Source organism: Janthinobacterium sp. TND4EL3 (assembly GCF_900156175.1).
GTDB lineage: Bacteria > Pseudomonadota > Gammaproteobacteria > Burkholderiales > Burkholderiaceae_D > Janthinobacterium.
Genome location: NZ_FTMV01000008.1, coordinates 14573 through 28587, shown reverse-complemented (window position 1 = coordinate 28587; position 14015 = coordinate 14573). Strand labels below are relative to the sequence as shown.

Genomic DNA, 14015 nt, shown 5'->3' with positions numbered 1-14015 from the left:
GCGGCACGAATCTTCTATGCTGTGGTGTTGCACTTTCATAACATCCAAAAAAGAAGGAGCCCTCGTGTCAAGAGTCATGCCCATTTTCATCCCCGCTTTCGCCCTGGCCCTGTCGGCCATGGCCTCGTCCAGCCTGGCCCAGCAAACCGCTGCCGCCATGCCGGCAAAGCCCGCAGCCGCCAAAAGCGCCGCCGCTGCCAAGACCGACCTGCTGCCGTTCAAGGCCACGGAAAAAACCCTGGCCAACGGTTTGAAGATCATCATCGTGCCGACCGGCTTCCCGAACATCGTCTCGCTGCACATCCCCGTGCAGACGGGCTCGCGCAATGAAGTCGAGCCGGGCAAGTCCGGTTTCGCGCATTTCTTCGAGCACATGATGTTCCGCGGCACCAAGGCCTATCCGCCCGAAAAATACCAGGAAATCATCACCAAGGCGGGCGCGCGCCAGAACGCCTACACGAGCGACGACCTGACCAATTACCACACGACGTTTGCCAAGGATGACCTGGAAACCGTGCTGAAGGTGGAGGCGGACCGCTTCCAGCACCTCGATTACGCGGAAGACGCGTTCAAGACGGAATCGCGGGCCGTGCTGGGCGAATACAACAAGAACAGCGCCAATCCCGTCTCGAAACTGTTCGAAGTGATGCGCGACAGCGCCTACACGACGCATACCTACAAGCACACGACGATGGGCTTCATCCAGGACATCGAGGACATGCCGAACCAGTACGCGTATTCGAAGATCTTCTTCGACCGCTGGTACCGCCCCGAGCGCACCACCATCATCATCGCCGGCGACGTCGAGCCGCAGAAGGCCATCGCCCTGGTGGAAAAATACTGGAGCGGCTGGCAGCGCGGCAAGCAGCAGGCGGCCGTGCCCGTGGAACCGGCCCCGCATGGCCCCGTCTACAAGCACGTGGCCTGGCCCACGCCGACCCTGCCGTGGGTGGCCGTGGGCTTCCACGCACCCGCCTTTTCCGTGAAGGACAAGGATCAGGCGGCCCTGGCGACCTTGCTGTCGCTGTCGTTCGGCCGCACCTCGCCCCTGTATAAACGCCTGGTGCAGAACGAGCAGAAGGTCGACCAGTTGTTCGAGATGACGCCGGACCGGGTCGACCCGACCCTGGCCGTGATCGGCGCGCGCGTGAAGAACATCGCCGACGCCGTCTACGTGCGCGACGCGATATTGGCCACCGTGGCGCGGCTGCGCGACACGCCCGTCAGCGAAAAAGACCTGGCGGACGCCAAGTCGGCCGAAAAATACGGCTTGATCCGCTCGCTCGACAACACGGAGCAGATCGCCGGCACCCTGGCGTCGTTCGTGCACTTCGACCGCTCGTATGCCACCATCAACCAGTACTATCGCCTGATCGACACGCTCACGCCGGCCGACCTGCAGGCGGCCGCGCGCAAATACCTGACGGACGACGGCCTGGTGGTGACCACCCTGTCGAACCCGCCGATGGCGGCCGCCATCGCCACGACGCCAAAGCTGGCCAGCCTGCTGCCGCCCGCTTCGAACGCGAAGTTCGACGTGCTGGTGCAAAAGTCGGCGCTGCCGCAGATCCGCTACAAGCTGCTGTTTGCGGCCGGTTCCGCGCACGACCCGCAAGGCAAGGAAGGCCTGGCCGCGCTGACGGCCGCCATGGTGGCCTCGGGCGGCTCGTCCGAGCGCAAGATCGACGAAGTCAACCAGGCCCTGTTCCCGCTGGCCGGCAGCTTCACGCAGCAGGCGGACAAGGAAATGACGACGTTTACGGGTTCCATCAACCGGGATAACTGGAGCCAGTTCAGCGACATCGCCCTGCCCCTGCTGCTGTCGCCCGGTTTCCGCGAAGACGACTTCCGCCGCCTGAAGGATGCGCAGAAGAACGCACTGCTGCTGGACCTGAAGGACAACAACGAAGAGGAATTCGCCAAGGAGCGTCTGCAGACGAACGTGTATGCGGGCACGCCGTACGGCCACCCCGTGCTGGGCACGGTCGCCGGCATCGACGCCATCACCCTCGACGACGTGAAACAGTTCTGGAAGACGGCATACGCGCAAGGCGCCGTCAAGGTGGGCATGTCCGGCGACGTCTCCGACGCCATGACGGCCTCGCTGACGCAGGCGCTGGGCAAGCTGCCGGCCGGTCCCGGCCTGCCGGCCACGGTCAAGCCCGCGGGCCGCAAGGCGCAGGGGCTGGAAGTGGAAATCATCGAGAAGAACACGCGCGCCACGGCCATTTCCTTCGGCCTGCCTTTGGACGTGACGCGCACGCACGCGGACTTCCCCGCCCTGTGGCTGGCGAAGACGTGGCTGGGCGAGCACCGCGCCTCGAATTCCTATCTGTACCAGCGCATCCGTGAAATCCGCGGCATGAACTATGGCGATTACGCGTATATCGAAGCCTTCCCGCGCGGCATGTACCAGTTCTTCCCGAGCCCGAACCTGGGCCGCAAGGCGCAGCTGTTCGAAATCTGGATACGCCCCGTGGCGCCGGAGAACGCCCATTTCGCCCTGCGCGTGGCCCTGACGGAGCTGGGCAAGCTGGTCGACAACGGCCTGACGCAGGACGATTTCGCCACCACGCGCGACTACCTGATGAAGAACGTCTTCGTCATGACCTCGACGCAGGACCAGCAACTCGGTTACGCGCTCGATTCGCAATGGTATGGCACGCCCGAGTTCACCAAGCTGATGCGTGATGGCTTGTCGAAACTGACGGTGCAGGATGTCAACCGCGCCATCCAACAGCACCTGTCGGCGCAGAACCTGTCCGTGGTGATCGTCGCCAAGGACGCGGCCGGCTTGAAGGAAAAGCTCGTCAGCGACGCGTTTTCGCCCATCAAATACGACGGCAACAAGCCGCAGGCCCTGCTCGATGAAGACAAGGTCATCGGCGCGATGAAGCTGGGCATCAAGCCGGAGGCCGTCACCGTGACGCCGGCGGCGCAGGCCTTCGCCAAATAATCGCGGCACGCACCAGATAAATGCAGCCATGGCCGCCAGCATAATGCTGGCGGCTTTTTTTATGCACGAAAATGATGCATCGCAACATCAATCCTCGATTATCTTCCGATGTTATCTGATTATCTCCCGTGATTATCTCGGCGCTCACGGCCAGACCAGCAATAAAGATCAGCGCACCAAAATTGTGCATCCGCAAAATATTACAGATGTAAGCATTTGCAACTTACATGGACATACGCGGAAGATGATAATTCCTTTCCGCCCTGGCGCAACGCAGAATAAACCCATATAAAACAGCAACTTATAGAATATTCATCGATGAAATGATATTAATAAAAATACAATGCAAGGGAATTTGTTAGCACAATTTCTTTTTTACTCAATCAATTTTTTATCAAATATGTAAGCGCAGAAATATTCTAGATGAACTGTTGTGCCAACGTGACAATATTGAAAAAAACATAGCGCGACGTTTCCGAAGATGTTTTGATAAAGGTCTAGGCCAAACTGTTTATACGGTTTGGCAACAAAAATCGCTGAAGCGATTCACTAGACCGGGAAAGCCGAACATTGCACAACGATGGACGGCCATGTGTTCAGCAGTTGAAAACTGATGGAGAATATTTTGTTCAAAAGAATAGTCTTAAAACAAAGCGTCATCGCAGTCGCATTGACCCTGTCTTCTTCGCAACTGGTCTATGCCCAACTGGCACCGCAGGAGCCGGCGCTGCAAAAAATCCTGATCACCGGTTCCAACCTGAAACGCGCCGACAAGGAAGGCACCTCGCCTGTCGACGTGATTACCGCCAAGGACATCAAGGACAGCGGCGCATCGACGGTGGCAGAACTGATGAAACTGGTACCATCGATGGGCACCGACACCAACCAGGACCAGGCCAGCGGCTCCGGCTTTGCCAAGGGCGTGGCCACGGCATCCTTGCGCGGACTGGGATCGAGCTCCACCCTGATCCTGCTGAACGGCCGGCGCATGACGCCCTCCGCGTATGCGGACCCGAACAATGGCAACTCCACGCTGTATGACTTGAACAGTATTCCTCTTTCCGCCCTGGACCGCGTCGAAATCCTCAAGGATGGCGCCTCGGCCGTCTACGGCTCGGACGCCATCGGCGGCGTCATCAACTTCATCACCAAATCGAACTACCGTGGCGGCCAGCTTTCCGCCAACGCGAGCGCCAACGACGACAACCGTTTCCGCCGCAAGAACGTCAATGGCTTTTTCGGCACGGGCGACTTCGATACCGATGGCTACAACGTCTTTGTCGCCGTCGACTATTCCGAACGGGACCGGGTGGCGCGCCGCGACGTCAATGACATCGCCTACTCCACATATCAAGACCTGAACGGGCGTTTCCGCTCGAACTACTCAAGCGCCGTCTCGAAATACGCGACGATATTCCGCGAGTCCGCCCCCGGCTCGAAAAGCTTTGGCGTCACCCAGGCCACCGGCCCGGCCCGCATGACCTTCAACCTGGGCTGCGATCCCAGCGAGCGCATTACGGGCGGCACCAAGGATGGCCTGCTGCCAACCAGCGTACTGATCGGCCGCACCTTCTGCAACAGCAATATCGACCAATTCCTCGAAGGCACGGGCGCCGGCAAGGATGGCAGCGTGCTGACGCGCGGCACGCTGAAGATCAACAGCAAGGTAACGGGCTTCGCCGAGGCAGCCTACACGCGTTCGAGCCGCAGCTACACGGGTGCGGGCATTACCTTGGGCAACTCGCAGGTCACGAACTTTACCGCCACGGGAACGGCTGAACCTTTCCAGGTCATCCTGCCCATCGGCCACCCGGACAATCCGCTCAGCGATGCACGCGCCTCGGTAAACTACCGTTTCGAAAATCTGCGGGGCGGTTCGCAAACCGTGAATGAAAATGCGCGCCTGCTGGCCGGCTTGCAAGGCGACCATTTCGGCTGGAGCTGGGAAAGCGGCGTGCTGTGGAATCGTTCGGAGCGCGAAGAAACCACATATGGCCAACTGTACCTGCCAACCTTGCGCAAACTCAACACCGGCACCTCGCTGGCGCAACTGGTGGCCGATCCCACGCTCGGCCACGATGCCACAGACCACGGCAAGGCTGAAATTCTCCAGTGGGATGGCAAGGCCAGCACGGAATTTGGCCAGCTCGGCGGCGGCGCCATGGGATTGGCAGCGGGCTTTGAACTGCGGCGCGAAAAGATCCGCATCGATCCTGACAGCCTGACGGCCAGCGGGCAAATCTTGGGCGTTGCCAATACCGCCATCGACGGCCAGCGCGATGTCAAGTCGGCCTTCGTCGAGTTGCGCACGCCATTCACGAAAAGCTTCGAAATGGATTTCGCCGGACGCGTCGACAAGTATCCTGGCATCAAGACCAACTTCGTGCCGAAGGTGGGCGCGAAATGGACGGTCACCGATACCCTGGCGCTGCGTGGCACCTACGCGGAAGGCTTCCGCGCGCCGGCACTGTCGCAAGTGACGCCAGGCGGTGCGCAATACTTCCTGCGCGGCGTGTATGACCCGAAACGCTGCGAGGAGGATGAAGAGACGCCGCGTCCGAACGGCGTCGCTTCCGACTGCAACAAAACGACTTCGGGCGTCGGCAACGCCAATCCCGACCTGAAACCGGAAACCTCGAAGAGCTACTCGCTGGGCCTGATCTATTCGCCGACGAACTGGCTGGACTTCGTGGTCGACGTGTACAAGGTGCGCAAGGAGAAGGAAGTGGCCCTGGGCACGGCCAGCGACGCCCTGAAGAACGAAGACCGGGCGCCTGAAAACGTCATCCGCGACCAGAATCCGGTCAACTTCATCACCGACGCGAACGGCAATCCGATTCCTGGCACCGGCCCGCTGCTGGGCGTCAAGACGCCATGGACCAACCAGGGCGCCACCGAGTTGAAGGGCATCGACCTGGAAGCGCGCATGCGCAACAAGCTCGGCGAGTGGGGTTCGCTGAGCTCGGCGTTCCGCGCCACCTATGTCTACAGCTACAAGATGGCACAGGTGGCTGGCGACGTGGAAAACAACGTCACCGGCTCCCGTCCTGGCCTGTCCGACTGGCAACTGGGCGTGGGCACGGACATGCCGCGCGTGAAAGCCTCGCTGACCACGTCGTGGACAAAAGGCGATCACAACGTGAACGCCTCGCTCAATTTCGTCGACAGCATTTCGCTCAAGCGCTTCCGCGACGGCGCCACCGTCTACGACCAGCCTTTCTGCGCCTATGGCACGAAAAAGCCGACCGATGCGGCACCGGATCGCAATACCTCGATTCCCGGTTATGAAAACGCCTTCCCGGATTGCAAGGTTGCCAGCTGGACTACGGTCGGTCTCGGCTACACCTACACGGGTTTCAAGAACGTGAGTCTGAGCGTCAATATCCAGAACCTGTTCGACCGTGCCGCTCCCTACGATCCAGGCTACCCAGCCGCCGGCTACAACGAGGGACTGCATAACAACTACGGCCGCTACTTCACCTTCAACGGCCGTTATACGTTCTGATTAGCTGCAAGCATGCTCTTGACGCCTCCTTCGGGAGGCGTTTTTTTGGTCCCTATTCAAACGGATTTGCCACCGACGTCACCTCGGGCGGCGGCAGCTGGTCCGGCAGTTCCCGCTTTTCCAGCTGGGCCACCACGTCGGCCAGCAGCTTCTGCAGCTGTTTCGCCAGGGCCAGGCCCGGCTTGTCCAGGGTCAGGTCGATGTCGCCGCTGAGGCTGATGCGGTCGATGCGGTTTTCGATGGTCAGATTGCCGATTTCCAGCACATCGCTTTCATTGGCGTACGGGACGAATTTCTTTGCGCACATGGGATTTCCTTTTCGACGGTCTTGTTATTTCTTGGACTTGCTATTGATCTTGGGCAAACTCAGCATGCGCAGTTTCTGCTGCCGCGTCAGCGACGGTAACAGATCGATGCCTATTTTGTCTTCCAGTTGCGCAATGCTCAGCACTTCATACTGCTTGGTGTCGACGTTTTCGATGAAATAGGCGGCGCCGGCGCGCTGGCGCGTGCTGTACACGGCCTTGTACAGATGGCTGGGCACGATGACTCTTCCCACCTTGCGCAGGTTGCCGCCGATGAAAGCCGGCCCCGTGATCACGTACAGGTCGCCCTCCTTCTTCGCCATCTTGCGCACTGCGCCTTCGATGCCGGCCCACACATAGCGGTTGTTGCGCGCGTCTTGCGGCACCATATTGGCCAGGGTAAAGCTGTCGCGCTGGCTCTGGCGGTCCGGCATGTCGCCGTTGGGCGCCATGTGGCCGCGGTCGAAGCCGCTGCGCGCATAGTCGGCCAGCTCCGCGCGCTGGGCGGCGGGCAGCTTGCGTTCGGCATGGAAGGAGTTTTCACGGGACAAGTCCTGCGCCGCGTCCAGCTTGTCCGCCGTCAAATGCTCAGCCGACCACAGCGGCGTGCGCGTGATGCCCGAATGCATCACGCCAAACACCTTGTAGCACAGCTCCTGGGTCGCCACGTCCAGCTTGGGGTTGGTGATTTCCGGCTTGCGGCCATCGACGTAATGGGCAGGACAGGCATCGGCATGCGCCAGGTTCGCGGCAAAGGCGGACGCCAGCACGCCGCACGCCAGGGTCAGCCTGGCGATCGATCGATGAATCATATTTCCCTCTGAAATCTTTGCAGGCCAGCATTCTAGCGGACGCGGGTCCGCGCCACAAACGAGGCGTGCGCGCCTGTACGCGGCGAAAAGCGGGCAGGCGCGCGGCCTGGCCCCGAACTGGCGCAAATAAAGGCCAACAGGCCGCGCACAGCCATTCATATCTGCTAAGATTGCCTGGATTCGTTCGCATCGACCATTCGAGATTTGGAGAGCATATGATCAAAAAAACCCTGCTGCTGATCGTTGTCGTCGTCGCCGCCATCCTCGGCTATGCCACCACCAAACCCGACACTTTCAGTGTCCAGCGCGAAATCACCATCAAGGCGCCGCCCGAGAAAATCGCCGGGCTGATCACGGACTTCCACTACTGGGCCGCCTGGTCGCCGTGGGAAAAGCTCGATCCGGCCATGCGCCGCACGTTCACGGGCCCGACCAGCGGCCAGGGCGCGCAATATGCATGGCAAGGCAATGACAAGGTGGGTGCGGGCCGCATGGAAATCACGGAAGCGACCCAGCCTGAGCGCACCGTCATCAAGCTGGACTTCCTGAAACCGTTCGAAAGCCACAACACCACCACCTTCACCATGGCGCCCGAAGGCGACAGCACCAAGGTGAACTGGACCATGACCGGCCCCAGCCCCTACGTCAGCAAGGTCATGACGGTCTTCGTCAGCATGGACCGGATGATAGGCAAGGATTTTGAAAAAGGTTTGAACAACCTGAAGGCGGCGGCGGAACGCTAAGCCCGCCCACCGCCGCTGCACACGGGGCCCGCGCGGCCCTGTTTTCTTTAGGAACTGCTTTGATCCGTATCAACCCACGTGGCAGCCTGCTGGCAGCCGCCCTGCTGGCAGCAGCCGGCCATGTCCACGCGGCAGATGCCGCCATGCCGCCGCCGCACTGCCCGCCCGTCGTGCCGCCTGCCACGGCCGCGCCGCAGCAAGGCACGGCGCGGCTGCGGCTGCTGTTGCGCGAAGATGGCAGCATCGCCGAAGCGCATGTGGAGCGCAGCAGCGGCCACGCCGGGCTCGATGCGGCGGCGCGCGCAATGGCGCTGCGGTGCCGTTTCCAGCCCTATCGGGTCGATGGCAAGGCCAGCAAGGCATGGGTGGCGCTGCCCGTCAGCATGGAAACGGCGCGGCCAACGGCCGTGCTCGCCAATGGCGCCGCCGCCATCCGCGCGTTTCCCGTGGACGTGCGCCACTGCGCACGTCCCGACTATCCGGCCGCCGCCCAGGCGCAAGGAGCGCAAGGCACGACCTACCTGGGCTTGTTGATCGGCACCGATGGCCTGGTGCAGGAATCGCGGCTCGAACGCAGCAGCGGCCACCCGCAGCTGGACGAGGCGGCCCGCGCCGCCCTCAGCGCCTGCCGCTTCGCGCCCGCCCTGCAGGACGGCGCGCCGGTGCAGCAATGGACGCGCGCCAGCTACGTCTGGCAACTGGACTCCCAGGCGCGGGCACCCCTCAGAACTGTTCGATCCACGCCGCCAGGTGATCAGGCGTGAGGGCCGGTTCAGCCTGCACCAGCCTGCCCTGCAAGCCCTGCTCCACCTTGCTTAGCTGCAAGGACCAGCCGCGCCGCGCCAGCCACAGCAGGCTGGCCAGCCAGAAGGTATGGATGGCGGACACGGGCGTGCCGGTCGGCGTTTCCAGGAATTCCGTCAGCAGGCGGCCGTCGAGGAACAGCGCCGTGCCGCCCTGGTTTTGCAGCGCCGCGCCAAACACGGGCGCCAGCATGTCGATGGCCTGTTCCACGCCGCGCCCCGGATGCTCGCGCTCGAGCGTGTCGAGCTGCTGGCGCACGGCGGCGGCAAAGGCCGTGCTGCGGAACGCTTCCGAGCTGACCAGGTCGGCATAATCCATCAGCAGCCAGTCCGGTTCGGGCGGCGTGACGCCGGCCGTCAGCGCGGCGGACAGATACGCTTCCACGGGCAGCTGCTGTTCCGGACCGGCCAGGCTGGCGCACAGGGCGTACAGGGTGCCGATGCGGTTGGCAACGGCTTGCCGCTGGCGCACCATCAGCTTTTCGCGCAGCAATTGCGCGTGTTCATTGCGCAGCCGCGCCAGTTCCAGCGCCTGCTTGAGTTCCATGCGCAGCGCCGCGATATCCCACGGCTTCTGGATGTAGCGGTGGATCTGCCCCTGGTTGACGGCTTCCACCGTATGTTCCAGCTCGGAATATGCGGTGGTAAGTATGCGCACGATGTGCGGATGGCGGTCCCAGGCATACGACAGCAGCTCGTTGCCGTAGGCGCCAGGCATGCGCTGGTCCGACACCAGCACGGCGATGCGGTCGGCGTGCTCGTCGAGGATGCGCTTGCCTTCCTCGACCGAGGTGGCCGTCAGCACGTCGGCCAGCGGCGCGATGGCGCGCTGGAAGTATTTGAGGGCGTTCGCCTCGTCATCGACGTAGAGTATCGTCGGCAAGCCTTGCGCCGGCTCAAGCTGAGCCGGCAAACGCAGATTGGCGTCAATCATGCTCGTTCCTTATGTGTACTGGAAAATTCAGGGTGACCGTGGTGGAACTGCCCAACTCGGTGGCGATGTCGAGATTGCCGCCGAACGATTGCATCATGCGGTGGCAAAACACCATGCCCCAGCCCTTGCCGCCTTCGCTGCTGGCACTGACGGGGTCGATCAACAGCTGCCCGACGATCTCGGGGGCGATGCCGGCGCCATTGTCGCGCACCTTGATGTGGCCGGCGCCGATGCGGATGCTGATGTGCGGATGGGCTTGATCATTGACCGAGCGCAAGGCGTTGCCCAGCACGGACGAGACGATCAGGGCCACGCAGTTGGGCGACTCGGCGATGGCAAAGTCGTCGTCCGTCTCGACGCTGATGGCCGTGCGCTGGGCCGCGCTGAGCGGATAGCTGTCGAGCAGGGCCGCCAGCAGCTGGCGCGCGCTGCCCGCGCGGCGCCCGCCCTGCATGCCGGGCCCGGCGCTGGCCAGGCGCACCGTGTCGACGAAGCTGGCCAGCACGGACAGGCAATAGCGCGCATTGCCGTGCATCAGGGCGGCCGCCTCGCCGATTTCGGCCTGGGGCGCGCCGGCCGCCTGCGCGCGCCGTTCGATGCCGCGCGCGAAATTGGCGATGGCCGCCAGCGGCGTGTTCAATTCATGCGCGAGGAAAGCGAGCGATTCTTCCATCGCCACCAGGCCCTGGCGGCGCGCGGCCCGCTCGCGCCCCGTCTGCACGGCCAACTGCAGCGCCGTTTGCATGGCGGCCAGGTCGAGCGGCTTTTCCAGCAAACGGAACAGCGCGCCGCCATTGATCAGTTCGAGCAGCACGTCCTTGTCCGCGTAGGCGGTGACGAGCATGCAGACGATGTGCGGATGGCGCTGCGCCACTTCCTGCAGCAATTCGCTGCCCAGGCGGTCCGGCATGCGGTAGTCGGTGACGAGCACGTCGACGTGGGCGGCCTCGTCTTCCAGCAGGGCCAGTGCCGCATCGACGCTCTGCGCCGTCAGCACGCGGTAGCGCTGGCCGACGGCGCGCTCGAAATACTTGCAGGCGAGCGCTTCGTCATCCACATACAGCACGCAGGCGCGGCTATCGTTGTCCATGCTAGCGGCCCTCCCAATCGGAGCGCTGCAAATCGAAATTCATGCTGGCCCACTCGCCCAGCTCGCTATCGGCGGAGAGCGTGCCGCCGTGGCGCTCGATCACGCCATAGCTGATGCTCAGGCCCAGGCCCAGGCCCTGCCCCACCTCGCGCGTGGTGAAGAAGGGCTCGAACACGCGCGCCAGGTTTTCCGGGGCGATGCCGGGACCGTTGTCGCGCACGCTGATGCGCAGCCGGTCGCCGTCCCAGCGGGCCGTGACACGGATTTCGTATGGCGGCGCATTGCCCTTGCGCATGGACAGCACGGCATTGCCCAGCAAGTTGATCAGCACGCCCACGATGGCCGCCTCGTCGCCGCGCACCAGGGTATCGACCGGCAAGTCGTGGCTGATGCTGACGTTCTTCGTTTCGTGGCCCACGAGGCGGATGGCCGCGTCAAGCGCGCTGCGGAACTGGAAGTGCCCCGTTTCCAGCTGGTTGCCGCTCTTGCGGTAGGCAAAAGTTTTTAAATCGGACACGATGTGCTGCACGCGCAGCATGCCCTGCTTGGCGTCGGCCAGGCATTCGCTCACCAGTGCGCTCTGCTTGGCGGCCGGGTCTTCGATGGCGACCTCGATGGCCATCATGCAGAAGTTCACGGGGTTGTTCACTTCATGCAGCATGCCGGCGGCCAGGGTGCCGATGGCGGCCATTTTCTCCTGCTGCAGCATCTGCCCCTTGATATCGGCCAGGCTTTTATTCGTTTCTTCCAGCTGCGTGTTCTTTTGCGCCACTTCCGCCTTCAGCTGGAACAGCATGAAGCGGGCCCGCTCGTTAAAATAGGTAAAGACGGCGCTGATGCTGGCCGACATGATGAGGAACAGGCAATTGACGACAAACGTGCCCGGCAAATCGAAGCCGCCCGCATGCCAGGCACAGGCGGCCACGTACAGCAGGCAGGAAATGGCGCCGAAGACCATGTTTTGCCACAGGCCGAAGGCCAGCACGATGCCCGACGAATAGATGGCCAGGGTCATGCCCACGTAATAGATCGAGGTCGCGCCTTCCGTGACGGCGATCATCCACGCGATCATGATCTGCGGCAAAATCAGCCACACGAAGGTCAGGCCCTGGATGCGGTCCTGCGCCCACTGCGTGCGCATGGCCAGCACGACGCAAAAGATCAGCGCGGACACGAGGATGCGCGCGCTGGTGAAGGCCGACTGCATGTCCGGATACAGGGCCGAATCGAGGCCCATGCCCAGCAGGATCAGCACGATGCCCGTGTAGGCCCCGCCGCGGCTAAATTCCAGGCGGAAATCGCGCAAAACCGCCGTGTAGCCGGCGTGCAGGCCTGGGTTATCCATCATCAAGGAATGCTCACTTCCGCAAACACATTCACGCCCGTGGCGTCGACATAGATTTTCGGTTCCGTCGCATGTTCTGGCAGCAAGGCCGACAGCCCCGCTTCATTGCGATAGATCAAATGCCACTCCAGCAAATGCTCCATGCCGAACTTGCCCGGATTGTCGGCATGCACGTTCGTCACCAGCAGCCGCCCGCCCGGCCCCACGCGCGAAGCGAAATGCAGCAGCAGGCGCGCGCACACCTTGTCGGACAGGTAATCGAAGAGGCCGGCGCAATACACGGCATCGAAACTGCCGGGCAAGCCCGTGGCGCCCGCGCCATGGCGGCGCTTGAGCAGATTGTGCACGGAATCGTGCACATAGTCGATCTCGACCACGCGCCCCGTGCGCTGCATGATGGTGCTCAGGCGCGCGCGCGTCCAGTCCAGCGTTTCGCTGCTGAAGTCGACCAGTTCGAAGGCCAGCCATTGCGCATCGGGACACGTTTCCAGGAAGCGCTGCACCTCGATGGCCGGGCCGCAGCCCACGTTGAGCACTTTATACACCCGCCCGGCGGCGCGCGCCGCTGCCGCCTTCTGCGACAGGAATTCCGTCAGGATATCGATGCGGTTGCGGTGCGCCGTGGCCACGGCCGCCTGCAGGAAGGCCGCATTGACGATCTGAAAATACGTGCTCGGGCCCTGGCGCGGATCGTCCAGCAGCTGGTTGACCATCTGGTAGTCGCCCGCATAGCCGAGCGGCTTGGTAAACGTGCGGAAGACGAACGGGGCGCGCAGGATCAGCGGGTGCAGCGCCGCCTGGGCGAACGCGCGGTGGGCCGGCGCCCGCTCTTCCTCGACGAGCGACGCTTCCACCTCAAGCTGGCGCAGGTACAGCTGGGTCTGCTCCATCAGCGGCTGGGCCAGCTCGTCGAAGATATCGGGGCGCAGCCGGCCATTTTCCTTGGGCAGGGAGTCCGACAAGTCGACCTGCTCGACCCAGCGCGCCACTTCCGACAAAAAAGCGCGCATTTCGTTGACGACGATCTGGTAGTCGCGGCGGATGCGGAAGCGCTCGCCCCAGCCGGCGACAAAGGCGCTCGACTCTTTCAACACGGCGCCCTTGACGACGACCACGTCGCTCAGTTCGCGCCATTCGTCGATCAGGGTGACGGACACGATGGCCGTCAGGCCCGTGTTGACGCTGCTGATGACGACGGCCTTGCCCACGTAGGCGTTTTTCGCCCCCATGCGCACGGTCACGTCATTGAGCACCTCGCTGACCTGGACAATCGAGTAGGGATTGTAGATTTCCATGACCAGCGAATTGCGCTGCAAGTTGAAAATCGTGCCGCGCACCGCCTCACCCTGGGTGTTGCGGAAACTGACGACTGGATCGATCTGCGATTGTGAATACACGATTGAGCATTATCAAGTTGCCCGGCTTCCGGCGCGCCATGCTGGGCACGCCAGATTCCAGGCGGGGTTAAGGCACGGCAAACCGGTCGTCTGCCGCCGGCCCGCCATCGCAATGGCGGTGTTGC

The 14015-nt window shown here is 62.6% G+C and carries 11 protein-coding genes; 5 read left to right on the top strand and 6 right to left on the bottom strand.

The window, feature by feature from the left end:
• Positions 1-76 precede the first annotated feature (76 nt).
• The 3 genes from BXA07_RS13825 to BXA07_RS13820 all read left to right on the top strand — a co-directional run bounded on the left by BXA07_RS13825 (position 77) and on the right by BXA07_RS13820 (position 6461).
• Positions 77-2956 carry a M16 family metallopeptidase gene (locus tag BXA07_RS13825; protein ID WP_083708228.1) on the top strand — a complete coding sequence of 960 codons (2880 nt, stop codon included), beginning with the start codon at positions 77-79 and terminating at the stop codon, positions 2954-2956.
• 28 nt (positions 2957-2984) lie between these two features.
• Positions 2985-3248 (top strand): hypothetical protein, encoded by a 264-nt coding sequence (locus tag BXA07_RS30165; RefSeq protein WP_139335568.1) that lies wholly within the window; start codon positions 2985-2987, stop codon positions 3246-3248.
• Positions 3249-3581: 333 nt separating this feature from the next.
• Complete coding sequence (locus tag BXA07_RS13820; protein WP_170909661.1) at positions 3582-6461, top strand: TonB-dependent receptor; 2880 nt, start codon at positions 3582-3584, stop codon at positions 6459-6461.
• Between the two features lie 52 nt (positions 6462-6513).
• Here the strand turns inward: BXA07_RS13820 and BXA07_RS13815 are convergent, their stop codons facing one another.
• Positions 6514-6768 carry a nucleotidyltransferase family protein gene (locus tag BXA07_RS13815; RefSeq protein ID WP_076568491.1) on the bottom strand — a complete coding sequence of 85 codons (255 nt, stop codon included), beginning with the start codon at positions 6766-6768 and terminating at the stop codon, positions 6514-6516.
• 24 nt (positions 6769-6792) lie between these two features.
• Positions 6793-7578, bottom strand: a complete 786-nt coding sequence (locus BXA07_RS13810) for a DNA/RNA non-specific endonuclease (protein WP_076568490.1) — start codon at positions 7576-7578, stop codon at positions 6793-6795.
• Between the two features lie 215 nt (positions 7579-7793).
• Between BXA07_RS13810 and BXA07_RS13805 the strand changes: the two genes are divergently transcribed.
• Positions 7794-8321 (top strand): SRPBCC family protein, encoded by a 528-nt coding sequence (locus BXA07_RS13805; RefSeq protein WP_076568489.1) that lies wholly within the window; start codon positions 7794-7796, stop codon positions 8319-8321.
• Between the two features lie 59 nt (positions 8322-8380).
• Positions 8381-9085, top strand: coding sequence for an energy transducer TonB (locus BXA07_RS13800; RefSeq protein ID WP_076568488.1), 705 nt, complete (start codon positions 8381-8383; stop codon positions 9083-9085).
• Here BXA07_RS13800 and BXA07_RS13795 read toward each other — a convergent pair.
• The 4 genes from BXA07_RS13795 to BXA07_RS13780 are packed head-to-tail and all read right to left on the bottom strand — an operon-like array spanning position 9045 to position 13890.
• The gene (locus BXA07_RS13795; protein ID WP_076568487.1) at positions 9045-10058 is read right to left on the bottom strand and encodes a response regulator; all 1014 of its coding nucleotides are present in this window, start codon (positions 10056-10058) and stop codon (positions 9045-9047) included. The genes BXA07_RS13800 and BXA07_RS13795 overlap by 41 nt on opposite strands.
• Positions 10051-11148 (bottom strand): hybrid sensor histidine kinase/response regulator, encoded by a 1098-nt coding sequence (locus BXA07_RS13790; protein ID WP_076568486.1) that lies wholly within the window; start codon positions 11146-11148, stop codon positions 10051-10053. Before BXA07_RS13790 ends, BXA07_RS13795 begins: the two co-directional genes overlap by 8 nt.
• 1 nt (position 11149) lies before the next feature.
• On the bottom strand, positions 11150-12493 hold the full coding sequence (locus BXA07_RS13785) for a sensor histidine kinase (protein ID WP_076568701.1): 1344 nt from the start codon (positions 12491-12493) through the stop codon (positions 11150-11152).
• Positions 12494-12495: 2 nt separating this feature from the next.
• Complete coding sequence (locus BXA07_RS13780) at positions 12496-13890, bottom strand: class I SAM-dependent methyltransferase (protein ID WP_076568485.1); 1395 nt, start codon at positions 13888-13890, stop codon at positions 12496-12498.
• Between the last annotated feature and the right edge of the window lie 125 nt (positions 13891-14015).

Coding starts and splice junctions, on each gene's coding strand:
- BXA07_RS13795 (WP_076568487.1), bottom strand. CDS start 10,058: ATGATTGACGCCAATCTGCGTTTGCCGGCTCAGCTTGAGCCGGCGCAA.
- BXA07_RS13790 (WP_076568486.1), bottom strand. CDS start 11,148: ATGGACAACGATAGCCGCGCCTGCGTGCTGTATGTGGATGACGAAGCG.
- BXA07_RS13825 (WP_083708228.1), top strand. CDS start 77: ATGCCCATTTTCATCCCCGCTTTCGCCCTGGCCCTGTCGGCCATGGCC.
- BXA07_RS30165 (WP_139335568.1), top strand. CDS start 2,985: ATGGCCGCCAGCATAATGCTGGCGGCTTTTTTTATGCACGAAAATGAT.
- BXA07_RS13815 (WP_076568491.1), bottom strand. CDS start 6,768: ATGTGCGCAAAGAAATTCGTCCCGTACGCCAATGAAAGCGATGTGCTG.
- BXA07_RS13810 (WP_076568490.1), bottom strand. CDS start 7,578: ATGATTCATCGATCGATCGCCAGGCTGACCCTGGCGTGCGGCGTGCTG.
- BXA07_RS13785 (WP_076568701.1), bottom strand. CDS start 12,493: ATGGATAACCCAGGCCTGCACGCCGGCTACACGGCGGTTTTGCGCGAT.
- BXA07_RS13805 (WP_076568489.1), top strand. CDS start 7,794: ATGATCAAAAAAACCCTGCTGCTGATCGTTGTCGTCGTCGCCGCCATC.